Raw genomic sequence first — 22107 nt, 5'->3', positions numbered from 1 at the left:
TCAGAACTTCAGCAGGTTGGCGTCGTCGACCGAGGTCGAGCGGCGGGTGCGGAAGATGGTCATGATGATGGCCAGGCCGACGACCACCTCGGCCGCGGCGACCACCATCGTGAAGAACGCGAACACCTGTCCGTCGAGATCGGCGTGCATCCGGGCGAAGGTGACGAACGCGAGGTTCACCGCGTTGAGCATCAGCTCGATGCACATGAACACGACGATGGCGTTGCGCCGCAGCAGCACTCCGGCCGCGCCGATCGTGAACAGCAGGGCGGACAGGAACAGGTAGTTCTCGGGATTCACCGGTTGCCTTCCTCGTCGCTGGGTGTGTCGGCCGCGTCCGCCGCGGGCGTGGTGCCGACCGAGATGACGGCCGCTTCGGTGAGCGCCCTGGTGCGGCGGTGCCGCAGGATGGTGCTGACCGACAGTTCCTCGAACGACCCGTCGGGCAGCCGCGCTGGGATGTCCACCGCGTTGTGCCTGGCGTAGACGCCGGGGGTGGGCAGTGGTGTGGCGCGGTGGCCCTTCTCGCGGAAGCGGCGGCGCGACAGTTCACGCTGATCGGTGCGGGGGCCGAAGTGCTCGCGGTGCGCGAGCACCATGGCGCCGATGGTGGCGGTGATCAGCAGGGCGCCGGTGAGTTCGAAGGCCCACACGTAGCGCAGGAAGATCAGTTCGGCCAATTCGGCGATCACGTTGCGGCCGGGGAAACCGTTGGCGGGGAAGGTTGTTCCGGATTCGCGTACGCCGTGGGCGATGCCGCCGCTGAGCAGCAGCCCGAAGCCGATGCCGACCGCGGCGGCGGCGAGCCGCTGGCCGCGGATGGTCTCCTTCAGCGATTCGGCGGAGTCGACGCCGACGAGCATCAGCACGAACAGGAACAGCATCATGACCGCGCCGGTGTAGACCACGATCTGCACGATGCCGAGGAACAGTGCGTCCTGGGCGATGTAGAACGCGGCCAGCGCGATCATCGTCGCGGCCAGGCACAGTGCGGAGTGCACGGCCTTGGGGGCGAACACCATGCCGAGCGCGCCGAGCACGGCGATAGGGGCGAGGATCCAGAATTGGACGGTCTCGCCGGTGGATGCGCGGGTCAGTGGCTCCGCGGCCAGGATCAATTCGGTCATCGTGTCACTCCTTCCGCGCCGGCGGTGGCGGGTTTGCGGAGCGCGTCGGTCGCCGTGGCACCGCTGGTGGCAGGCGCGCCGGGCACCCGGCCGAGGTAGTAGTCGGCCTCGTCGGCGCCGGGGTGCATGGCGTGCGGCGGTGCGGTCATTCCGGGCTGCAACGGGGCGAGCAATCGGTCCTTCTCGTAGATCAGGTCGGCCCGGTTGTCATCGGTCATCTCGTAGTCGTTGGTCATCGTCAGCGCCCGGGTGGGGCAGGCTTCGATGCACAGGCCGCAGCCGATGCAGCGCAGGTAGTTGATCTGATAGACCCGGCCGTATCGCTCACCGGGCGAGAACCGTTCGGTCTCGGTGTTGTCGGCGCCCTCGACGTAGATCGCGTCGGCGGGGCAGGCCCATGCGCACAGCTCACACCCGATGCACTTCTCCAAGCCGTCGGGATGCCGGTTGAGCTGGTGCCTGCCGTGGTAGCGCGGCGCGGTCGGCGTCTTCTGCTCGGGATAGAACTCGGTGTTCGGCTTCTTGAACATGGTGCCCGCGGTAACCGCGAACCCGGCCAGTGGATCGAACAGCCCGGCTTTGGTGCGGGTGGCGTCGCGTGTGTGCGCGTCGGCGGGCAGCGGCGGAACCGGGAAGCCGAGGAAGACCGTCGACTCGGGGGAATCCGCGATCACGGGTTGCTCGACCGGTGGCGGCGCCGCCTGCGCCCGGCCTGCCCGCAGGAATTGCAGCACCAGCAGCCCGGTGACCACCAAGCCGCCGATCACCAGGATGGGGGTTTGCACCCGATAGCCCTCTGCCTGCAACACCCGTGCGGTGGCCACCACCATGACCCAAGCCAGCGAGGTCGGGATCAGCAGTTTCCAACCGAGATTCATGAACTGGTCGTAGCGCAGCCGGGGCAGTGTGCCGCGCAGCCAGATGAACACGAACAGGAACGTCCAGACCTTCGCGGTGAACCACAGCACCGGCCACCAACCGGAATTGGCGCCGTCCCACATGTTCAGCGGCCACGGCGCGTGCCAGCCACCCAGGAACAAGGTGGTGGCCAGCGCGGACACCGTCCCCATGTTGACGTACTCGGCCAGCATGAACATGGCGAACTTGAGCGAGGAGTACTCGGTGTGGAAGCCGCCGACCAGCTCGCCCTCGGCCTCCGGCAGGTCGAACGGCGCCCGGTTGGTCTCGCCGACCATCGAGACGCAGTAGATCAGGAACGACGGCAGCAGCAGGAACACATACCAGGTGCCTTCCTGCGCGGATACGATGCCGGAGGTGGACATGGTGCCCGCGAGCAGGAACACCGTCGCGAAGCACAGCGCCATCGCGATCTCGTAGGAGATGACCTGCGCGGTCGAGCGCAACCCACCCAGCAGCGGATAGGTCGAGCCCGACGACCATCCGGCCAGCACGATGCCGTAGACGCCGATGGAGGTGATCGCGAGGATGTACAGCACCGCCACCGGCAGATCGGTGAGCTGCAGCGGCGTGATGACACCGAAGAACGACACTTCGGGCCCGAAGGGGATCACCGCGAACGCCATGAACGCGGGCACCACCGAGATCACGGGCGCCAGGATGTAGATCGGCTTGTCCACGATCGCCGGGACGATGTCCTCCTTGAGGGCCATCTTCACGCCGTCGGCGATGCTCTGCAACGAGCCGAACGGCCCGGTCCGGTTGGGGCCGATCCGCATTTGCATGCGTGCCACGATCTTTCGTTCCGCGAGCACGGCGATCAGCGGAATCAGCATCAGATAGACGAAGACGGCCAGCGCCTTGACGATCACCAGCCACAAAGGGTCGTGCCCGAAGCCGGCGGGCGCGTAGGGATCGGAGGCGGCGTGGGTAACCGTGGAGGCCAAGGCGAGCGCGGCGAGATCACTCATGACGGTGCTCCTTCATCCTCTCGTCGGCGTGCCGCAGATGCACGATCGCGCCGGGCTGCACGGCGAGTTGCTCGGCGATGGAGCAGCCGGGCGAGTGCTGCGGCAGCCAGACCACGCGGTCGGGCAGGTCGCTGATCATCAGGGGGAGGGTGACCGTGCCGCGGCTGGTGGCGACCGTGACCGGGTCGTCGGGTTGTACGCCGATCTCGGCGGCGGTGGCCGCCGACAGGCGCACCACCGGGGGCCGGGCGATGCCGGCCAGATTCGGTTCGCCGTCCTGCATCCGGCCTTCGTCCAGCAGCATGCGCCAGCTGGCGAGCACCGCCGTTCCTGGCTCGAGCCGCGGCAACGGGTTCGGCCCGTGCGCGGGGGCGGTGACGGGTGCGCCGTCCCACGCGCCGAGTTCGGCGAGTTCGGCACGGGCGGATTCGATGTCGGGCAGGCCGAGGCGCACCGACATCTCCTCGGCGATGGCGTGCAGCACGCGCTGGTCCGACAGCGGCGCGGTCTGGCGGCGCACCATGTCGTCTCCGAGCGCGGCGGCGAACGGGCGCGGCCTGCCCTCCCAGGTGCGGAAGGTGCCGGATTTCTCCATGGCCGCGGCCACCGGGAAGACCACGTCGGCGCGTTCGGTGACCGGGCCGCGGCGCAGTTCCAGACTCACCACGAACCTGGCCGCGTCGATCGCGGCCAGCGCTGCGGCCGGGTCGGGCAGGTCGGCGACATCGACCCCGCCGATGACCAGCGCGCCGAGGCCGGAGGCGGCCTCCAGGATCGCCGTGGTGTCGCGGCCCGCGCCGACGGGCAGCTCCGGTACGTTCCAGACAGCCCGGACCTGTTGGCGGGCACGGGGATCGGCGACCGGCCTGCCGCCGGGAAGCAGGCCGGGCATGGCGCCCGCTTCGACCGCGCCACGTTCGCCTGCCCGGCGCGGCACCCAGGCGAGGGCGGCCGCGGTTTCGTCGGCGAGGCGCACCGCGGCCGACAGCGCGCCCGCGACGCCCGCCATCCGCTCGCCGACCATGATCAACGCACCGGGTTCGCGCAGCAGCCGGGCCAGATCGGCCAGCTGGGCGGGATCCGCGCCGGGCGTAGTGATCTCGCCGGTGCGGATGGCGTCGAGCAGATGCGGTTCGGCGCCCGGCACGGCGCGCATCAGCCGTCCGGACATGCGCTCGAGCCCGCGCGAGGAGTACGGCGCGAGCGAGTAGATCGGCAGGCCGCGCTTGCGGGCCGCCTTGCGCAGCCGCAGGTAGACGATCGGCGACTCTTCCTCGGGTTCGAATCCGACGAGCAGGACGACCGGCGCGGCTTCCATGCTGTCGTAGGTGACCGCGCCGTCCCGGCCCGCGACGCGGGCGGCGAGGAAATCGGCCTCCTCGGCGGAATGCGCGCGGGAGCGGAAGTCGATGTCGTTGGTGCCGAGGGCGACTCGCGCGAACTTCGCGTAGGCGTAGGCGTCCTCCTCGGTGACCCGGCCGCCGACCAGCACGCCGGCGTTGCCGAAGGACGCGGCCAGCCCCTCCGCGGCCGCGGCCAGCGCCTGCGACCACGAGGCGGGGGCGAGTTCGCCGTCCCAGCCGCGCACCAGGGGGGTGGTGAGCCGGTCGGGTCCGGTGGCGTAGGCGAAAGCCCACCGGCCCTTGTCGCAGTTCCATTCCTCGTTGACCTGCGGGTCGTCTCCGGCCAGCCGGCGCAACACCTTGCCGCGCCGGTGGTCGGTGCGCTGGGCGCAGCCGGAGGCGCAGTGCTCGCAGACGTTCGGGCTGGACACCAGGTCGAACGGGCGCGCGCGGAATCGGTAGGCGGTGCCGGTGAGCGCGCCGACGGGGCAGATCTGCACGGTGTTGCCGGAGAAATAAGAGTCCAGCGGTTCGGCCTGCGCGGTGCCGACCTGTTGTAGCGCGCCGCGATCCATCAGCTCGATGAACGGGTCGCCCGCGATCTGCTGGGAGAAACGGGTGCAGCGGGCGCAGAGTACGCAGCGTTCCCGGTCCAGCAGCACGGCCGTGGACAGCGGAATCGGTTTGGGGTAGGTGCGTTTGCGGCCGTCGAACCGGCTTTCGGCGCGGCCGGTGGACATCGCCTGGTTCTGCAGCGGGCACTCGCCGCCCTTGTCGCACACCGGACAGTCGAGCGGATGGTTGATCAGCAGCAGCTCCATCACGCCCTCCTGCGCCTTGTCGGCGGCGGGGGAGGTGAGCTGGGTGCGCACCACCATGCCGTCGGCGACGGCCATGGTGCAGGAGGCGACCGGCTTGCGCTGCCCTTCGACTTCGACCAGGCATTGACGGCAGGCGCCGACCGGGTCGAGCAGCGGATGGTCGCAGAAGCGGGGGATCTGGATGCCGATGAGCTCGGCGGCCCGGATCAGCAGTGTGCCGGGGGGCACGCTGACGGGGGTGTCGTCGATGGTCACGGTCACCAGATCGGCGGGCGCGGGCCCGCCGTTGTGGTCGCGCACGGCGGCAGGCCCGTTCGCCGCCCGGCCGCCACCTCTGATCGAATCGCTCCGCGATACCGGTTTCATCGGACCTCTTCTCCTGACTCGGCCCATGCCGTGCTGCGCGCCGGGTCGAACGGGCAGCGGCCGAGCCGCAGGTGTTCGACGTACTCCTCGCGGAAGTACTTCAGCGAGGAGATGATCGGGCTGGCCGCGCCGTCGCCGAGGGCGCAGAACGACTTGCCGTTGATGGTGTCGCTGATATCGAGCAGCTTGTCCAGGTCGGATGCGACGCCGGTGCCCGCCTCGATACGGTGCAGCAGCTGCACCAGCCAGTACGTGCCCTCCCGGCACGGGGTGCACTTGCCGCAGGACTCGTGGGCGTAGAACTCCGTCCAGCGCAGCACGGCGCGCACCACGCAGGTGGTGTCGTCGAAGATCTGCAAGGCTTTGGTGCCGAGCATGGATCCCGCACCCGCGACGCCTTCGTAGTCGAGCGGCACGTCGAGGTGTTCCTCGGTGAACAGCGGCGTGGACGAACCGCCCGGAGTCCAGAACTTCACCCGATGCCCGGCGCGCACGCCACCGGCGTAGCCGAGTAGTTCGCGCAGCGTCACGCCCAGCGGCGCCTCGTACTGCCCGGGCCGGGTGACGTGACCCGAGAGCGAATAGAGCGTGAAGCCGGGCGAGCGCTCGCTGCCCATGGAGCGGAACCACGCGATGCCGTTGCGGATGATGGGCGGCACGCTGGCGATGGACTCGACGTTGTTCACCACGGTCGGGCAGGCGTACAGACCCGCGACGGCGGGGAACGGCGGGCGCAGGCGAGGCTGGCCGCGGCGGCCTTCCAGCGAGTCCAGCAGTGCGGTCTCCTCACCGCAGATGTAGGCGCCCGCGCCCGCGTGCACGATCAGCTCGAGGTCGTAGCCGGAGCCGAGGATGTCGTGACCGAGGAAGCCCGCCTCGTAGGCTTGGGCCACCGCGGCCTGCAGCCGCCGCAGCACTGGAACCACCTCGCCGCGCACGTAGATGAACGCGTGCGCCGCGCGGATGGCGTAGGCGGCGATGACGACGCCTTCGATCAGCGCGTGCGGGGCGGCCAGCATGAGCGGAATGTCTTTGCAGGTGCCGGGTTCCGATTCGTCGGCGTTCACCACCAAGTAGTGCGGTTTGGTGACGCCGTCGGGACCGGGCCCCTGCGGGATGAAACTCCATTTCATGCCGGTGGGGAAGCCCGCGCCGCCGCGCCCGCGCAGGCCCGCGTCCTTGACGGTCTGGATGATCTGATCCGGGTCCATCCGCAGGGCGGTGCGCAGCGCCTGGTAGCCGTCGTGGCGCAGGTAGGTGTCCATCGTCCAGGACTGCGGATCGTCCCAGTAGGTGCTGAGCACCGGGGTGAGCGTCATCGCCTGCCCTCCGCGTCCTCTTCCGGCGCGGGGGCGCGCATGCCCTGTTCGCGGGCCACTCGCAGACCCGCGAGTGTCGCGTCACCGGCCGCGCCGTCGAGCACGCCGGGGCGCTCGTCGGGGAAACCGGCGAGGATGCGGGCGGTCTGCTTGAACGTGCACAGCGGCGCGCCCCTGGTCGGGGTGACCTGCTGTCCGGCTCGCAGCGCGTCCACCAGCGCCCGTGCGGACTCGGGGGTCTGGTTGTCGAAGAACTCCCAGTTGACCATGACGACCGGCGCGAAGTCGCAGGCCGCGTTGCACTCGACGTGCTCCAGCGTGATCGATCCGTCCGCGGTGGTCTCGCCGTGCCCGATGCCGAGGTGGCGCTCGAGTGCGGCGAGGATGGCGTCGCCGCCCATGACCGCGCAGAGCGTATTGGTGCAGACGCCGACGTGGTAGTCGCCGGTCGGTGTGCGCCGGAACATCGAGTAGAAGGTGGCGACCGCGGTGACTTCGGCGCCGGTCAAGCCCAATTGCTCGGCGCAGAACTCGATTCCGGTGCCGGTGACGCAACCCTCCTCGGACTGCACCAGGTGCAGCAGGGGCAGTAGCGCCGAGCGCGGATGCGGATAGCGCGCGATGATCTCCTTGGCGTCGGTTTGGAGCCGTTCGCGCACGAAGGGCTGGTACGGCTCGGGCCGGGCGCTGAGCTTCAGCAGGACCCGCGTCCCACCGGTCCCGTAGCCGCCGTTCGGGGTATCGCCGTCTGTTGCCGGGTTCATCGGTCCACTCCGCCCATGACGGGGTCGATGCTGGCGACCGAGGCGATGACGTCGGCGACCATGCCGCCCTCGCACATCGCCGCGACCGCTTGCAGATTGGTGAACGAGGGGTCGCGATAGTGCACGCGGTAGGGCCGGGTGCCGCCGTCGCTGACCATGTGCACGCCCAGCTCGCCGCGCGGTGACTCGACGGCCGCGTACACCTGGCCGGCCGGAACGCGGATGCCTTCGGTGACCAGCTTGAAATGGTGGATCAGGCCCTCCATGGACGTGCCCATGATCTTGCCGATGTGCTCGGGGGAGTTGCCGAGTCCGTCGGCGCCGAGTTGCAGGTCGGCGGGCCAGGCGATCTTCTTGTCGTCGATCATGACCGGGCCGGGCCGCAACCGGTCCAGGCACTGCTCGACGATCTTCAACGATTCCTTCATCTCTTCCACCCGGATGACGTAGCGGCCGTAGCAGTCGCATCCGGTGGTGATGGGAACGTCGAATTCGTAATTCTCGTAGCCGCAGTAGGGCTGGGCTTTGCGCAGGTCGTGCGGCAGGCCGGTGGCGCGGAGCACCGGGCCGGTGATGCCGAGGGCCATGCAGCCCTGCAGGTCGAGATAGCCGATGTTCTGGGTGCGGGCCTTCCAGATCGGGTTGGCGGTGAGCAGGCGCTCCATATCGCGCAGCCGTTCGGGCAGCAGCGCGAGCAGTTCGCGCACCTTGGTGACGCCGTTGTCGGGGAGGTCCTGAGCCAGGCCGCCGGGGCGGATGAACGCGTGATTCATCCGCAGGCCGGTGATCGTCTCGAACACGTCGAGGATCAGCTCGCGTTCGCGGAAGCCGAACAGCATCGGCGTCAACGCCCCGAGCTCCATGCCGCCGGTGGCCAGGGCGACCAGGTGTGAGGAGATGCGGTTGAGCTCCATCAGCAGCACGCGGACGATCGTGGCGCGCTCGGGGATCTGCTCGGTGATGTCGAGCAGTTTCTCCACGCCCAGGCAGTACGCCGTCTCGTTGAAGAACGGCGACAGGTAGTCCATCCGGGTGACGAACGTGACGCCCTGGGTCCAGTTGCGGAATTCGAGGTTCTTCTCGATCCCGGTGTGCAGGTAGCCGATTCCGCAGCGGGCTTCGGTAACCGTCTCGCCTTCGATCTCGAGGATCAGGCGCAGCACACCATGGGTGGACGGATGCTGCGGACCCATGTTGACGACGATGCGTTCTTCGCCCGCGCCGGACAGCGTCTCGGCCACCTGGTCCCAGTCCTGGCCTGCGACGGTGACCGTGGCGGGCTCGGGCGCGGTGACCTCGGGTTCGGTGTCGGTGTCGCTCATCAGCTGTATGCCCTCCGCTCGTCGGGCGGCGGGATGCGCGCGCCCTTGTATTCGACCGGGATCCCGCCGAGCGGGTAGTCCTTGCGCTGGGGGTGACCGCGCCAGTCGTCCGGCATGGTGATCCGGGTCAGCGAGGGGTGCCCGTCGAACCGGATGCCGAAGAAGTCGTAGGTCTCGCGCTCATGCCAGTCGGTGGTCGGATACACCTCGTAGAGCGAGGGGATGTGCGGGTCCGCGTCCGGTGCGGAGACCTCCACCCGTAGACGGCGGTTGTGCGTGATCGACATGAGGTGGTAGACGGCGTGCAGTTCACGGCCGGAGTCCTCCGGGTAGTGCACGCCGTCGACGCCGAGACAGAGCTCGAATCGCAGTGCGGGATCGTCGCGCAACGCGCCGGCCACCGTGGGCAGATGCTCCCGGCGCACGTGCACAGTGAGTTCGCCACGGAAGACGATCACCTTCTCGAGCGCCGCGTCCGAGCGGACGCCGGTGGCGGCGAGCGCGGCGTGGAGCGCGGCGACCAACTCGTCGAAGTACCCGCCGTAGGGGGCGGACGTGCCGCCGGGCAGGGTGACGGGGCGGACCAGGCGGCCGTAGCCGGAAGTGTCGCCGGTGCCGGTGACGCCGAACATGCCGCGGCGCACGCCGATCACGTCGGCCTCCGCCGGCCTGGAATCCTCTTCCGGCAGTGTGCCTTCGGGGCCCGCGGTGGCGGCGGCATCGATCGCGTCGTGCGCGGGCGGGGTTTCGGTGTCGTCAGGGGTGTCGAAGGTCATCGCAGCAGACCCTCCATCCGGATGGTCGGCGTCGAGGCGAGCGCGGCCTGTTCGGCGGCGCGAATGGCCTCCTCGCGGTTGACGCCGAGCGGCATCTGTTGAATCTTGGCGTGCAGTGCCAGGATCGCGTTCAGCAGCATCTCCGGCCGGGGCGGGCAGCCGGGCAGGTAGATGTCCACCGGCACGACGTGATCGACGCCCTGCACGATGGCGTAGTTGTTGAACATTCCGCCGGAGGAGGCGCAGACGCCCATCGCCAGCACCCATTTGGGTTCGGTCATCTGGTCGTAGACCTGGCGCAGCACCGGAGCCATCTTCTGACTCACCCGGCCCGCGACGATCATCAGATCAGCCTGCCGCGGCGAGGCGCGGAAGGCCTCCATACCGAAGCGGGCGATGTCGAAACGGCCCCCGCCGGTGGCCATCATCTCGATGGCGCAGCAGGCGAGCCCGAAGGTGGCCGGCCACAGGGAGCCCTTGCGCAGGTATCCGGCGAAATCCTCGACCGTGCTCAGCAGGAAGCCGCTGGGCAGTTTTTCCTCGAGACCCATGTTCTACTGACTCGCTTCCACTCGTCGGCTACGAATTCGGCTGCGCGGTGGTCAGTCCCAGCTGAGCCCACCCCGTCGCCATTCGTAGGCGTAGGCCACCGAGACGTTGACGATGAACAACGCCATCGCGGCCAGACCGAAGAGACCGAGCGCATCGAAGTGGACTGCCCACGGGTAGAGGAACACGATCTCGATGTCGAAGATGATGAACAACATGGCGGTGAGGTAGTACTTCACCGGAAAGCGTTGTCCGGTAACGTTTCCCGGTCCGCCTGCCACGGCATGCGGTGTGGGTTCGATACCGCATTCGTAGGGTTCCAGCTTTGCCCGGTTTCGTCGTTTCGGGCCGACCAGGGCGGACAGGACGATGGAGAACAGCGCGAACGCCGCCGCGATCGCGCCGAGTACAAGCGTCGGCACCTCGATGTTCACGACTACACTTCCCCTCCTTGCGAGCGGCAGCTGACAACAGCGTCCGAGGCGGGCTGACGTCGTTGTCCGCCTCGGCCAGACTCGCCCCTCGGCTCCACCCGGGGACGGTAATGACCGGATCCGTCTCCGTGTGAGGTAGAGCACAGCCTACAACTGAACCGGCGGCCCACACCGCGTTTGGCGACGGCGTTTGATCGAATTCAGTACAAGCATTTATGACCGAAACGGTGGTAATCCGCGCAAGGGGTCCGCGCCGTTGGGTGAACGGTCAGTTGGAACCGTTGAGATGTCGGGTACCGCGACGTCAAATGTGGTCCCGAGCGGGTTCGCAGTCGGAAAGGCGACAAACGGTCCTGCGAACAACGGCACCGGCAGGTGGTGCGCCCTGGGGTCGCTTACCGGCAGTCTGAGCGCGGTGGCGCACCCGGGTGAATTAATTCAAGATCGCTATGAATCGCTGGCGGGATCAGGCCGCAGAGCGGCTGCGCAGCAGAGCCACGACGGCCTCGGTGAGCCGGAGCGGATCAATGGGATGCGCCACCGCCGCCTCCGCGCGCGACCAGCTGGCAAGCCATGCGTCGTCCGCCCTGCCGGTGAGCACCAGCAGCGGCGGGCACGGATCGACTTCGTCCTTCAACTGCTTCGCGATGCCGAGCCCGCCGACGGGGGCGGCCTCGCCGTCGAGCACGGCCAAGTCGATGCCACCGGCGTCCAGCTGCGCGATCACCACGGGAGCGGTGGCGACCTCCAGGTACTCGAATTCCGGTAGCTCCGTGCTCGGACGCTTGCCCAAGGCCTGGATCACCTGGCGCCTGGTGTCGGCGTCGTTGCTGTACACGAGGACCCGCAGTGGGGTGGAACGAGGGGAATCGGCCACGAACGGCATGGTACGTCCGCGAGGGCGTACCGCGTGGCAGGTTCGGCGCAGATGGTTCGCGCGCGTCGTGCGCGGCGCGTCACCAGTGCGGTCGTCCGGCGAAAGCCGATGGCAAGCAGTTGATAAGAAACTGCCGGTAAAGTCCGGCCAATGCGGGGAGATATCACGCAGGCCCTCGTCGACACCGACGTATGGACCGATGAAATGCTCGGCAGCGCCGGGATTCCGGTGTTCGACGTACCGTTCGTGACCATCGGCAGCGGGATCGGATCGTTCGTCACCTACGACACGCTCCGGATCTTCGGCGTGCCCGCCGAAGCGATGGCGGTGCTCGGTCCGCAGGAGCACCCGTGGACCTCCTACGAGTACCTCACCAGGGTGTCGCAGATCCCCCGTGGCGAACGCCTGCGCAGCGACTCGGCCTCCACGCCGGACAACATCTGGGGCTTTCCGTCCTACGCGGTCCGGGAGGCGATCGCGGACAAGTCGATCAAGCCGCTGTGGAACGTCTTCGTCGAGCCGATCTTCGCCAACTACTACACCCCGCGTGCGGGCCAGGCGTTCGCCTCCATGGAGCGGGAATTCCACCGCATCGGCTATGCCCGCTCGTTGCACCGCGGGCACGTGCGCATGGTCCGCAAGCGCAACGGCGGCGGATACTTCACCATCCTCACCCCGCCCGCGGGTTCGACACCGACCAAGCGGGTCGCTTTCCGCAGCACGTATGTCCATGTCGCCGTAGGCTATCCGGGACTGAAGCTGCTGCCGGATCTGCAGGAGTATCGCGAGACCCATCGTGACCCCACCCGTGTGGTCAATGCCTACGAGCCACACGAGCACGTCTACCAGGCGCTCCAGCGGCGGCCCGGCACGGTGCTGATCCGTGGCAGCGGGATCGTGGCCAGCCGCGTCCTGCAACGGCTCATCGACGATCGGGACAAGTACCGGCTCGACACCCGGATCCTGCACCTGTTCCGCACGTATATCGCCGGCTCGCACGGCAAGAACATCTTCAGCAGGCGCAAGGGCGGCGACGGATGGGCCTACCAGGGTTTCAACTATCCGAAGTCGGTGTGGGGCGGTCAGCTCAAGCAGAAGGTGCGACGACTGCAAGGCGAGGAACGGGCGCGCGCGTACAAGGAGATCTCCGGCACCAACACCCCCATCCGTGACAACTGGCAGGAACAGTTGCGCCGTGGCCGCAGGGAGGGGTGGTACCAGGTGATGGCCGGCACGATGCGCGCTCCGCGTCCTGCCGCGGGACGGCAAGGCGTGGTCGCCACGATTCTTCCGGATTCCGGCGCACCCTTGCCTTTTCCTCCGCCGACGCAACCGTTCGACACGACCGTCGACTACATCATCGACTGCACGGGGTTGGAAGCCGACGTCCGGGAGCACCGACTGTTGGCAGACCTGCTCGACCACACCGGCGCGGGCCGTAATCCGCTCGGTCGGCTGGACGTGGACACGACCTTCGAGCTGATCGGCACCCGCAGCGGCACGGGACGGATATACGCCTCCGGCAGCGCGACGCTCGGCGGGCCGTTCGCCGGGGTGGACACCTTCCTCGGCTTGCAGATCGCCGCGCAGGAGATCGCCGACGACCTGGCCGCGGTCGGGTTCTGCCGCAGGATGGGGCCGCTGCGCTCGACGCGCCAATGGTGGCTGTGGGTTACGAACGAGAAGATCTGAGCGATGCTTCCTACCTTGAACGGGCGAATCCAGACCCGTCTGCTCGCACTGAGCGTGATCGGCTTCGCTGTCGCGCTGCTCATCACCCCGCTCCTGCCGACCGGCGCGTTGAGCACCGGTCAGGCGTACCGGGTGACGTTGTCGGTGCTGCTGGCGACCGTTCTGGTCGGTGTGCTCTGGGAACTGCTCTACCACCTGCTCCAACAGTTCCGCTGGGAGAAGGACTGGCCGACCCTGTTCGGTCTGGTCACCATCCTCAACGAGGGGGCGCTGATCTGGGTGCTCGTGCGCTACACCACGGTGGTGCTGCCCGAGCATCTGCGTCCGTCGCTCGCTGCCTTCCTCATCCAGTTCGTCGTCACATGGATCGCCTTCTGGCTCATCGTGAACGGGCCGATGCGGGTGGTCTTCCATCGGTGGCGCTTCCAAGGCGGTCGGTTCCTGTGAGCGCGCAGATCGAGGTGTTGCCCGGCGCCCACCTGGTGGCGAGCGCGAATGGCGCAGTCGTGGTCGTCGCGCACCGGGCCGACGGGCTCCTCACGGCGGACACAGTCGCTGCCCGCACGATGACGGCGCTGCTGGACATCGTGCGCGAAGCCGTCGCGCGCGACCGGCGCCGCAGCGGTCGCGCGGTGGCGCGACTGGCCACGACCTGGCTGATGGGCCTGTCCAACGGCGAGGAAGACGAAGTCGAATTCGGGGTGATCACGCCGGTGGACCAAGGTCTCGCGGTGTTCCTGCACGGTGGGGTCACCGCGGTGCTCGCCGGCCCGGGCCACACGGAGGTGCTGCGCGGCCGGGACGCCGGATTCACTGTCGACCGCATGGTGACGCCCGCACCCGGCAGCGGCGCCGGGTTGTTCGTGGACGAGGCGGGCTGGAACGCGGAATCGCTACCGGGGCGGGGAATTCTGTCGCTGGATGCGGGCACCGCGCCGGGGTCCGGCGCGGTGCTGTGGTCGGGCGCGATCGGTGATGAGCCGGACAACCACGGTGACGCCGAGTCCCCGCGGCGACCGCACGCCGGATCCGCACCGCCATCTCCCGTCGAGCCCCGGCCGGAGCCGCCGCACGTCGCGCCACGACCGGCGGCCGAACCGCATCGCGTCGAGGATCGGCCGCCGATGCCGGATCAGATGCCGCAACCGAGTCGCACCGCCGGACCGCAGGCGATGCCGCAACCACACCGCCCGGGTGGGCAGGCGGGTTCCGAGGCGTCCGAAGCGCAACCACGGCGGGCGCCGAGCCTGCGGAAGGGCGAGGACTCCGGCGATGCCGCGACGGAAGTCGATCTCCGAGCGGCGGCGCGGCGGGCCACGCCACGCGAAGGCGTGACGCCGCCGGCGGCGCAGCCCCTACCACCGGCGCCGGACCAGAGCCCGGCGCGTCCCGCGCACCGCACCGATCGGGATCACGCGATCGCCAACGACGCGAATCTCGCCGAGACGATGGTTCCCTCGGCCGGAGTCGTCGCCGACGCGCTCGGGTCGACCGGCTCGAACGCGCTGGGACATCGCGTGATCGTGCCGGGTTTCCAATGCGCCCGGCATCATCACAACGATCCTCGGGTGTCGTTCTGCGCGGTCTGCGGGATCCGGATGGATCAGCTCACCTGCGTGCTCAGCGAGGGGGTGCGCCCACCGCTCGGTGTGCTGCTACTGGACGACGGCACGTCGTTCGTCCTGGACAGCGACTGCGTTCTCGGCCGCGAACCGGAGCATTCGGACGCGGTCGCGCGTGGTGCGCGCCCGGTGCGGCTGGAGGACAGCTCGGGCGGAATGTCGCGGGCGCACGCGGAGATCCGCCTCGTCGACTGGGATGTCACGGTCGTGGACGGCGGTTCCACCAACGGCACCCACATCCGTCATCCCGGACGCCAGGACTGGGTCCGAGCGGTCCCCGGCCAGCCGATCGCCCTCACACCCGGAGCCCAGATCCAACTGGGCGGCCGGGTGCTCACCTTCGACTCCCAGCACGGCCAGCTGTAGCCGCGGGCGGCGTCGCTCAGGTGTGGCGGAAACGGATGATGCCCGACCAGGGGGTGCGCATGGGTTTGCGGGGATCGGGCTGGGGGAGATAGGTGAAGGGACGTAGGTACCAAGGCGCGCGGTGGAATTTGCGGGCGTGCAGCAGCAGGCTTTCCAGTTCGATCGGCTGCCAGCCGAGGTCTTCGAAGAAGCGGACGCCGTTGGCGGGTTCGAACTGCATCGGCGCGTTGGCGAAGGTGTCGCCGGAGCGCATCTTGCGCATGCCCAGACTCAGGTCCAGCAGCCACCAGGCGATTTCGGGGCGGGTCAGTGCGGTCGCGAGGTCGGTGACCGTCGGCGGGTCGAGGTACATCAGCAGACCCTCGGTGAGTACCAGTGCCTTGGACGCGCCGGTGGCGTTCGGGCCGATCGCGCCGAGCGCCTCGTCGAGGAACTTCGCCCGCGCCTCGGGGTCGGCGAGGTCGACCGCGCGGCGGATGAGCACGCAGTGCGGCGTCTCGCCGGCGAGGGCGCTGTCCTTCTCGGCGACGATCTCGGGCAGGTCGGCTTCGATCCAGAGCAACTCGTCGGGCAGGTCGAGCCGATAGGGGCGGGTGTCCAGACCGGCGGCGAGGTTGAGGACGCGGTCGCAGCCCTCGCCGATCGCTGTTGCTATGAGGTCATCGATCAGCTTGGTCCGCGTGACGATCGGCCACCCGTCGCGCATCACCGTAGGCGCGTTGTCGGCGATGGCGTGGCCGCGTTCGCCGGCCAGCCGGTCGGCGAGCGGATCGCGGAACAACGCGTCCGGGCGCGTCGTCTCGCGTGCGCGGTAGGCCGCGACCCAGCGCGCGGTGTCCGAGACGTTGGACGGAACATCCCCTCGGGTCATGCGAGTGAGTCTGTCATATCCGTCCAGTCGGTTTCCGCGGCGGCTGTGGCGCCGGTCCGCGCAGGTCGCGGGCCTCAATGCGGGTGGAAGGCGTCGGAGCCGACCTCCGCGGGGTCGAGCAGATGGGCGAGGAACAGGCGGGTGGTCGGGGTCGGTGTGCGGGTGGTGATGGCATGCCAGGGACGATCCAGCGGGGTGCCCTCGACCGGGAGGACGCGCAGCGCGCCGTTCTCCAGGTCCTGGGAGATGGCATCGCTGTGGATCAGCGTCACCCCCAGTGCTTCTCGCGCGGCGGCGAGAACGGCGCCGTGGGAGCCGAGAGTGAGCACGGGCGGTTCGATCCGGAGTTGGTCGAGCAAGGCGAGGGTGGCCTCGCGGGTGCCGGAGCCGCGCCCGCGCAGCAGCCAGGTGGTGCGCAGCGGATCGAGTTCCGGCAGGCCGACCACGACCAGGCGGCTGGGCCGCCGGGCGCGCACCACCAGCCCGGTGTCGCGTGGCGGTCGGCCTGCGATGACGAGATCGGTTTCGTGGTGCTGCAATTCGAGGAACAGCGCGTCGCGCGGATGCACCGACAGGCTCAGTTCGATGTCGGGGAACCGGCGGCGGAACGACGCGAGCGGCCGCAGCAGGACGTACTCGCCCGCGGTGGCGACCACGCCGATCCGCAGTCGCCCGGTCTCGGCGCGGCGCACGGCCGCCTGCGCCTCCTTCATCAACCCGAGGATGCCGCGGCAGTACTCGGCGTAGACGCGCCCGGCCTCGGTGAGCGCGATGCCGCGCCCGGACTTCGCGATGAGCTTTGCCCCCAGCTGTTTCTCGATGTGCGCGACGGCCGCGGAGACGGCGGCCTCGGTGATGTGCAACTGCGCCGCGGCGCGGCGGATGCTGCCGTGGCGGGCGACGGCCAGGAAGGTTTCCATCCGAGCCGCGCTCACCATACCCACCGGAGAACGGTAACAAACTCAACGAATATGTTGAGTATCGCGAGAAACAATCAAATTGTTTGTCGGTATCCGGCCCGTCATCCTGGAAATCCCAAGGCACGCCCGTTCGCCCGGGTGCGGGTGTCCCGCAGTGGCACAGCAGGAGGAACGATGGCCGAAGAAACCGAACGCGACCGCTGGGATCCGGGTGTCCAATCCTATGCGTCGATGGGGTATTACGCGCCCGACTACCAGCCGTCGGATACCGACGTGCTCGCCGTGTTCCGGGTGACTCCGCAGCGCGGTGTCGATCCGATCGAGGCGGCCGCCGCGGTGGCGGGTGAATCCTCCACGGCGACCTGGACGGTGGTGTGGACCGACCGGCTCACCGCCCACTCGCGCTACCAGGCGAAGTGTTACCGCATAGACGAGGTCCCCGGGCGGCCGGGGGAGTACTTCGCCTATATCGCGTACGATCTCGACTTGTTCGAGGAGGGATCGATCACCAACCTGACCTCCTCGATCATCGGCAACGTGTTCGGGTTCAAGCCGCTGCTGGCGCTGCGGCTGGAGGACATGCGCATTCCGGTGGCGTACGTGAAGACGTTCCAAGGGCCGCCGCACGGCACGGTGATGGAACGCGAATATCTCAACAAATACGGCAGGCCGCTGCTCGGCGCGACGGTGAAACCGAAACTCGGGCTATCCGCCCGCAATTATGGACGCGTCATCTACGAGGCATGCAAAGGCGGCCTGGATTTCACCAAGGACGACGAGAACATCAACTCGCAGCCGTTCATGCGCTGGCGCGACCGGTACCTGTTCGCGATGGAAGGCGTCAACCGCGCGATGGCGGAGACCGGCGAAATCAAAGGCCATTACCTGAATGTGACCGCGGCGTCAATGGAGCAGATGTACGAGCGCGCGGAGTTCGCCAAGGAACTCGGCAGCGTCGTCATCATGATGGACCTCACCGTCGGCTTCACCGCGATGCAGTCGATGTCGCATTGGGCGCGCCGCAACGGGGTGCTGCTGCATCTGCATCGCGCGGGGCATTCCACCTACACCCGGCAGAAGACGCACGGCGTCAGCTTCCGGGTGCTGGCCAAGTGGTGCAGGCTGATCGGCGTCGACCATCTGCACGCGGGCACCGTGGTCGGGAAACTGGAGGGCGACCCGGCGACGACCAAGGGGTTCTACGACACGTTGCGGGAGAACCACATCCGGACCGAGCCGGCCAACGGGATCTTCTTCGACCAGTACTGGGCGAGCCTGCCCGGTGTGATGCCGGTGGCTTCCGGCGGCATCCATGCCGGGCAGATGCATCAGCTGCTCGACCTGTTCGGTGACGACGTGGTGCTGCAGTTCGGCGGCGGCACGATCGGGCATCCGCTCGGCATCGCCGCGGGCGCGGAGGCGAACCGGGTCGCGCTGGAGGCGGTCGTGCAGGCCCGCAACGAAGGCCGCGACCTGTTGAAGGAAGGCCCCGATGTGCTCAGGAAGGCGGCCGAGATCTGCCGTCCGCTCGATGTCGCGCTGGCGACCTGGGGCGATGTCACCTTCGACTACACCTCCACCGACGCGCCGGACGCTGTGCCGACGGCCAGCCGCTGACCATCCAGGAAGGACGAGCCGATGTATCTGAGGCACGGAACATTCTGCTACCTGCCGCCGCTGACCGACGAACAGATCGCCGCCCAAGTGCGCTACGCGTTGCTCAACAGCTGGCCGGTGTCCATCGAGTACACCGACGATCCGCACCCACGTAATGCCTATTGGGAGATGTGGGGGCTGCCGCTGTTCGACTTGGACGAGCCCGACGGCGTGCTGGCCGAGATCGACGCGTGCCGGGCGACTTTCCCCCGGCACTACGTGCGGGTGCTCGCCTACGACGCCCGCTACACCAGGCAGACGACGGCGTTGAGTTTCCTGGTGCAACGACCGCCCGACGAGCCGGGTTTCGTGCTCACCCGCACCGAGGGCCCCGACCGGATGCAGACATACGGCCTGCATTCGTATGCCACGACCGTCCGGCCGGGAGAGCGGTATGGCGGCTGAGCGCAACGGCTCCGGATTCCGTTTGCACCGGCCGGGGACCGATGTCCCCGGCGCGGTGCGGACGGCGTCCGCCGATCCGGAAGAGCCGGAAATCCTGGCCGAGGACGCGGTGCTGGACTTGTCGAGCGACATCGCGGGTCACGACGTCGAGGAAACGTTGCGCAGGCTGGACGCGGAGTTGATCGGGCTGGCTCCGGTGAAGCGGCGGGTCCGCGAGATCGCGGCGCTGCTGTTGATCGACCGTGCCCGCCAGCGTTTCGGGCTGACCTCCTCGCGGCCGACCATGCACATGAGCTTCACCGGCGGTCCCGGCACGGGCAAGACCACGGTGGCATTGCGGATGGCGCAGATGCTGCACGCACTGGGCTACATCCGCAAACCCAAGGTGCACACGGTCACCCGCGACGATCTCGTGGGTCAGTTCATCGGGCACACCGCACCGAAAACCAAAGAGGCGCTGGCCAAGGCGGCGGGCGGGGTGCTGTTCATCGACGAGGCCTACTACCTGTTCCGGCCGGAGAACGAACGCGACTACGGGCAGGAGGTGATCGAGATCCTGTTGCAGGAGATGGAGAACGAACGCGCCAGTCTGGTGGTGATCTTCGCGGGCTACCCCGACCGGATGGACCGCTTCTTCTCCGCCAATCCGGGCCTGTCCTCGCGGGTGGCCCATCACCTGGAGTTCGCCGACTACACGCACGCGGAGCTGCTGGGAATCGCCGAGCTCATGGTGGCGGCGGAGAACTTCCACTTCGACGAGGCGGCGCGGACCGCTTTCGGGGAGTACCTGGAGCACCGGATGGCCCGCCCGCGCTTCTCCAACGCGCGCAGCGTCCGCAACGCGCTCGACCGTTGCCGATTGCGGCAGGCCAAGCGTCTCGTGGAACTGCGCAGACCGCTGACCAAGACCGATTTGATCACGCTGACCGACCGGGATGTCTACGGCAGCAGCGTGTTCACCGACCCCGAGCCCGCCGGCGAGCCGACCGTGTGACCCCGGTGACGAGATCGAGGCGTTATGCCAGAAGGACTGAAGACCCTCACCCGCTACACCATCGAACAGGAGCATCGGCATCCCGGATCGTCCGGTGAGTTCTCCGCCCTGGTGAACGTGATCGCGACCGCGACGAAGATCGTCGCCAATCAGGTCACCAGGGGCGCGATCGTCGGCTCGATCGGTGCGTCCGAGCCGGACAATCTGCCGCCGACGGTGCATCGCAAACTGGACGCGATCACCAACGACATCATGGTCGCCGAAACCCAATGGACCGGGCACCTTTCGGCGTTGCTGTCCGAACAGATCAGCGAGATCCATCCGGTGCCCGCCACCCATCGGCGCGGGAAGTACCTGCTGGCCTTCGATTCCCTGGACGGTTCGTCGAACATCGACGTCAACCTGCCGGTGGGCACCATCTTCAGCGTGCTGCGCGCGCCCGCGCACGGCCCGGGCCCTGCGGCGGCCGACTTCCTGCAGCCCGGCGTCGAGCAGGTGTGCGCGGGGTTCACCCTGTACGGGCCCGCGACCATGCTGGTGCTGACGACCGGCAGCGGGGTCGACGGGTTCACCCTGGACCGGGAGATCGGCGCGTTCGTGCTGACCCATCCGCGGATGCGCATCCCCGACGACACCTCCGGATTCGCGATCAACGCGGCCAATGAGCGGTTCTGGGAACGACCGGTGCGCCGCTACGTGCACGAGTGCCTCGACGGCGTCGACGGTCCCCGCGAGCGCGATTTCAATATGCGCTGGGTGGCCTCCCTGGTCGCCGACACCTTTCACATCCTGACCCGGGGCGGGGTGTACCTGTACCCCCGCGACACCCGCCCGCCCACGCGTCCGGGAAGGGTGGCGTTGCTCTACGGCGCCAATCCGATCGCGTTCATCGTCGAACAGGCCGGGGGCTCCGCGACCACCGGCAGCGAGCGAGTGCTGGAAGTGACGCCCGGCGACGTCCATCAGCGGGTGCCGCTGATCTTCGGCTCCCGCAACGAAGTCGAGCGCATCGAGCGGTATCACCGCGAACCGGACGAGGGCCCCAGCTTCGACAGCTCGCTGTTCGGCAGGCGGTCGCTGTTTCGTCCGGCCCAGCGCTGAAGAGGAGAACCATGTCGGTCAAGCACCCGGTCGTCGCCATCACCGGGTCCTCCGGGGCGGGGACCTCCAGCGTGACGCGGACCTTCCAGGAGATCTTCCGCCGCGAAGAGATCAACGCGGTCATCGTCGAGGGCGACGCGTTCCACCGTTACGACCGCAACGAGATGAAACTGGCCATGGCCGAGGCGGAGCAGAGCCGCAATCTGCGGTTCTCGCATTTCGGGGAGGAGGCCAACCTGCTGAAGGAACTGGAGACGCTGTTTCGCGATTACGGCGAGACCGGGGTCGGGACGGTGCGCCGGTACCTGCACGACGAGGCCGAGGCGAAGCCCTACGGCCAGCCGCCGGGCACCTTCACGCCGTGGGAGGAGTTGACGCCGGGCAGCGACCTGCTGTTCTACGAGGGCCTGCACGGCGCGGCGGTCACCTCGACCGTGGATGTGGCGCGATACACCGATCTGCTGGTCGGCGTCGTGCCGATCATCAATCTGGAGTGGATTCAGAAGGTGATCCGGGACAAGACCGAGCGCGGGTACTCCAGCGAGGCGGTGATCGATACGATCCTGCGGCGGATGCCTGACTACGTCACCTACATCTGCCCGCAGTTCTCCCGCACCTACGTCAACTTCCAACGGGTGCCGACCGTGGACACGTCCAATCCGTTCATCGCGCGCACCATTCCGACGGCGGACGAGAGTTTCGTGGTGATCCGGTTCGCCGACCCGAAGGTGATCGACTTCCCCTATTTGCTGTCGATGCTGCACGACTCGTTCATGTCGCGGACGAATTGCATCGTAGTGCCCGGCGGGAAGATGGAGCTGGCCATGCAGCTGATCTTCACGCCGCTGATTCTGCGGTTGATGGACAAGCGGCCGAAACGCTCGTACTGAGGC

General features: G+C 68.2%; 21 protein-coding genes and 1 pseudogene. 8 read left to right on the top strand and 14 right to left on the bottom strand.

Translation table 11 applies throughout. The features are described from left to right. The 12 genes and pseudogenes from nuoK to ACWEH3_RS17530 all read right to left on the bottom strand — a co-directional run bounded on the left by nuoK (position 1) and on the right by ACWEH3_RS17530 (position 11596). Positions 1-300 (bottom strand): NADH-quinone oxidoreductase subunit NuoK, encoded by a 300-nt coding sequence (nuoK, locus tag ACWEH3_RS17585; protein WP_040866745.1) that lies wholly within the window; start codon positions 298-300, stop codon positions 1-3. Beyond that, the gene (locus ACWEH3_RS17580) at positions 297-1127 is read right to left on the bottom strand and encodes an NADH-quinone oxidoreductase subunit J (RefSeq protein WP_355074000.1); all 831 of its coding nucleotides are present in this window, start codon (positions 1125-1127) and stop codon (positions 297-299) included. The genes nuoK and ACWEH3_RS17580 overlap by 4 nt, the downstream gene beginning before the upstream one ends. Continuing rightward, positions 1124-1747, bottom strand: coding sequence for an NADH-quinone oxidoreductase subunit NuoI (gene nuoI / locus ACWEH3_RS17575; RefSeq protein ID WP_450017143.1), 624 nt, complete (start codon positions 1745-1747; stop codon positions 1124-1126). Before nuoI ends, ACWEH3_RS17580 begins: the two co-directional genes overlap by 4 nt. Further along, a pseudogene (nuoH, locus tag ACWEH3_RS17570) lies at positions 1742-3016 on the bottom strand (NADH-quinone oxidoreductase subunit NuoH); the annotation flags it as partial. The pseudogene nuoH and the gene nuoI, both read right to left, overlap by 6 nt. Beyond that, positions 3009-5441, bottom strand: coding sequence for an NADH-quinone oxidoreductase subunit G (locus ACWEH3_RS17565; RefSeq protein WP_450017145.1), 2433 nt, complete (start codon positions 5439-5441; stop codon positions 3009-3011). The gene ACWEH3_RS17565 and the pseudogene nuoH, both read right to left, overlap by 8 nt. A 101-nt stretch (positions 5442-5542) precedes the next feature. After that, entirely contained in the window at positions 5543-6865 is a 1323-nt protein-coding gene (gene nuoF, locus ACWEH3_RS17560) for an NADH-quinone oxidoreductase subunit NuoF (RefSeq protein WP_379254453.1), read from the bottom strand. Continuing rightward, the gene (gene nuoE, locus ACWEH3_RS17555) at positions 6862-7629 is read right to left on the bottom strand and encodes an NADH-quinone oxidoreductase subunit NuoE (protein WP_450016963.1); all 768 of its coding nucleotides are present in this window, start codon (positions 7627-7629) and stop codon (positions 6862-6864) included. The genes nuoF and nuoE overlap by 4 nt, the downstream gene beginning before the upstream one ends. Next, positions 7626-8951: an NADH dehydrogenase (quinone) subunit D gene (gene nuoD, locus ACWEH3_RS17550; protein ID WP_356964352.1), complete on the bottom strand. Its 1326-nt coding sequence runs from the start codon at positions 8949-8951 to the stop codon at positions 7626-7628. The genes nuoE and nuoD overlap by 4 nt, the downstream gene beginning before the upstream one ends. Beyond that, positions 8951-9727 carry an NADH-quinone oxidoreductase subunit C gene (locus tag ACWEH3_RS17545; protein ID WP_450016966.1) on the bottom strand — a complete coding sequence of 259 codons (777 nt, stop codon included), beginning with the start codon at positions 9725-9727 and terminating at the stop codon, positions 8951-8953. Before ACWEH3_RS17545 ends, nuoD begins: the two co-directional genes overlap by 1 nt. After that, complete coding sequence (locus ACWEH3_RS17540) at positions 9724-10278, bottom strand: NuoB/complex I 20 kDa subunit family protein (RefSeq protein ID WP_040866749.1); 555 nt, start codon at positions 10276-10278, stop codon at positions 9724-9726. The genes ACWEH3_RS17545 and ACWEH3_RS17540 overlap by 4 nt, the downstream gene beginning before the upstream one ends. 51 nt (positions 10279-10329) lie before the next feature. After that, complete coding sequence (locus tag ACWEH3_RS17535; protein WP_067807371.1) at positions 10330-10710, bottom strand: NADH-quinone oxidoreductase subunit A; 381 nt, start codon at positions 10708-10710, stop codon at positions 10330-10332. Positions 10711-11176: 466 nt separating this feature from the next. Beyond that, positions 11177-11596 carry an Rv3143 family two-component system response regulator gene (locus ACWEH3_RS17530; RefSeq protein WP_450016969.1) on the bottom strand — a complete coding sequence of 140 codons (420 nt, stop codon included), beginning with the start codon at positions 11594-11596 and terminating at the stop codon, positions 11177-11179. A gap of 141 nt (positions 11597-11737) precedes the next feature. On the opposite strand from ACWEH3_RS17530, the gene ACWEH3_RS17525 reads away from it, so the two are divergent. Genes ACWEH3_RS17525 through ACWEH3_RS17515 form a run of 3 tightly spaced genes read left to right on the top strand, consistent with a single transcriptional unit; the run spans position 11738 to position 15267 of the window. Further along, on the top strand, positions 11738-13279 hold the full coding sequence (locus ACWEH3_RS17525; RefSeq protein WP_450016971.1) for a hypothetical protein: 1542 nt from the start codon (positions 11738-11740) through the stop codon (positions 13277-13279). A gap of 3 nt (positions 13280-13282) precedes the next feature. Then, entirely contained in the window at positions 13283-13726 is a 444-nt protein-coding gene (locus ACWEH3_RS17520; RefSeq protein WP_450016973.1) for a hypothetical protein, read from the top strand. Continuing rightward, a complete protein-coding gene (locus tag ACWEH3_RS17515) occupies positions 13723-15267 on the top strand; it encodes an FHA domain-containing protein (protein ID WP_450016975.1) in 1545 nt (514 codons plus the stop codon). The genes ACWEH3_RS17520 and ACWEH3_RS17515 overlap by 4 nt, the downstream gene beginning before the upstream one ends. 16 nt (positions 15268-15283) lie before the next feature. On the opposite strand, the gene ACWEH3_RS17510 is transcribed toward ACWEH3_RS17515, so the two are convergent. After that, a complete protein-coding gene (locus tag ACWEH3_RS17510; RefSeq protein ID WP_450016977.1) occupies positions 15284-16138 on the bottom strand; it encodes a class I SAM-dependent methyltransferase in 855 nt (284 codons plus the stop codon). Positions 16139-16212: 74 nt separating this feature from the next. Continuing rightward, positions 16213-17058: a LysR family transcriptional regulator gene (locus tag ACWEH3_RS17505; protein WP_452358347.1), complete on the bottom strand. Its 846-nt coding sequence runs from the start codon at positions 17056-17058 to the stop codon at positions 16213-16215. On the opposite strand from ACWEH3_RS17505, the gene ACWEH3_RS17500 reads away from it, so the two are divergent. From ACWEH3_RS17500 to ACWEH3_RS17480, 5 genes are read left to right on the top strand one after another with little or no spacing between them, the layout of a single operon-like run. Further along, complete coding sequence (locus ACWEH3_RS17500) at positions 17029-18675, top strand: form I ribulose bisphosphate carboxylase large subunit (protein WP_452358346.1); 1647 nt, start codon at positions 17029-17031, stop codon at positions 18673-18675. The genes ACWEH3_RS17505 and ACWEH3_RS17500 overlap by 30 nt on opposite strands. A gap of 21 nt (positions 18676-18696) precedes the next feature. Beyond that, complete coding sequence (locus ACWEH3_RS17495) at positions 18697-19119, top strand: ribulose bisphosphate carboxylase small subunit (RefSeq protein ID WP_450016979.1); 423 nt, start codon at positions 18697-18699, stop codon at positions 19117-19119. Then, a complete protein-coding gene (locus ACWEH3_RS17490) occupies positions 19109-20113 on the top strand; it encodes an AAA family ATPase (protein WP_450016981.1) in 1005 nt (334 codons plus the stop codon). Before ACWEH3_RS17495 ends, ACWEH3_RS17490 begins: the two co-directional genes overlap by 11 nt. 24 nt (positions 20114-20137) lie before the next feature. Continuing rightward, on the top strand, positions 20138-21214 hold the full coding sequence (locus ACWEH3_RS17485) for a class 1 fructose-bisphosphatase (protein WP_450016983.1): 1077 nt from the start codon (positions 20138-20140) through the stop codon (positions 21212-21214). A gap of 11 nt (positions 21215-21225) precedes the next feature. Beyond that, positions 21226-22104, top strand: coding sequence for a phosphoribulokinase (locus tag ACWEH3_RS17480; protein WP_450016985.1), 879 nt, complete (start codon positions 21226-21228; stop codon positions 22102-22104). Positions 22105-22107: the final 3 nt, after the last annotated feature.

Source organism: Nocardia sp. NPDC004718, from assembly GCF_053601535.1.
This window is presented reverse-complemented; position numbering and strand designations above follow the sequence as displayed.

What these genes read in the sequence shown, in the direction of transcription:
- ACWEH3_RS17580 (WP_355074000.1), bottom strand. Translation starts at nt 1,127, where the DNA reads ATGACCGAATTGATCCTGGCCGCGGAGCCACTGACCCGCGCATCCACC.
- nuoF (WP_379254453.1), bottom strand. Translation starts at nt 6,865, where the DNA reads ATGACGCTCACCCCGGTGCTCAGCACCTACTGGGACGATCCGCAGTCC.
- nuoE (WP_450016963.1), bottom strand. Translation starts at nt 7,629, where the DNA reads ATGAACCCGGCAACAGACGGCGATACCCCGAACGGCGGCTACGGGACC.
- nuoD (WP_356964352.1), bottom strand. Translation starts at nt 8,951, where the DNA reads ATGAGCGACACCGACACCGAACCCGAGGTCACCGCGCCCGAGCCCGCC.
- ACWEH3_RS17545 (WP_450016966.1), bottom strand. Translation starts at nt 9,727, where the DNA reads ATGACCTTCGACACCCCTGACGACACCGAAACCCCGCCCGCGCACGAC.
- ACWEH3_RS17540 (WP_040866749.1), bottom strand. Translation starts at nt 10,278, where the DNA reads ATGGGTCTCGAGGAAAAACTGCCCAGCGGCTTCCTGCTGAGCACGGTC.
- ACWEH3_RS17530 (WP_450016969.1), bottom strand. Translation starts at nt 11,596, where the DNA reads ATGCCGTTCGTGGCCGATTCCCCTCGTTCCACCCCACTGCGGGTCCTC.
- ACWEH3_RS17525 (WP_450016971.1), top strand. Translation starts at nt 11,738, where the DNA reads ATGCGGGGAGATATCACGCAGGCCCTCGTCGACACCGACGTATGGACC.
- ACWEH3_RS17520 (WP_450016973.1), top strand. Translation starts at nt 13,283, where the DNA reads ATGCTTCCTACCTTGAACGGGCGAATCCAGACCCGTCTGCTCGCACTG.
- ACWEH3_RS17510 (WP_450016977.1), bottom strand. Translation starts at nt 16,138, where the DNA reads ATGACCCGAGGGGATGTTCCGTCCAACGTCTCGGACACCGCGCGCTGG.
- ACWEH3_RS17505 (WP_452358347.1), bottom strand. Translation starts at nt 17,058, where the DNA reads ATGGAAACCTTCCTGGCCGTCGCCCGCCACGGCAGCATCCGCCGCGCC.
- ACWEH3_RS17495 (WP_450016979.1), top strand. Translation starts at nt 18,697, where the DNA reads ATGTATCTGAGGCACGGAACATTCTGCTACCTGCCGCCGCTGACCGAC.
- ACWEH3_RS17490 (WP_450016981.1), top strand. Translation starts at nt 19,109, where the DNA reads ATGGCGGCTGAGCGCAACGGCTCCGGATTCCGTTTGCACCGGCCGGGG.
- ACWEH3_RS17485 (WP_450016983.1), top strand. Translation starts at nt 20,138, where the DNA reads ATGCCAGAAGGACTGAAGACCCTCACCCGCTACACCATCGAACAGGAG.
- ACWEH3_RS17480 (WP_450016985.1), top strand. Translation starts at nt 21,226, where the DNA reads ATGTCGGTCAAGCACCCGGTCGTCGCCATCACCGGGTCCTCCGGGGCG.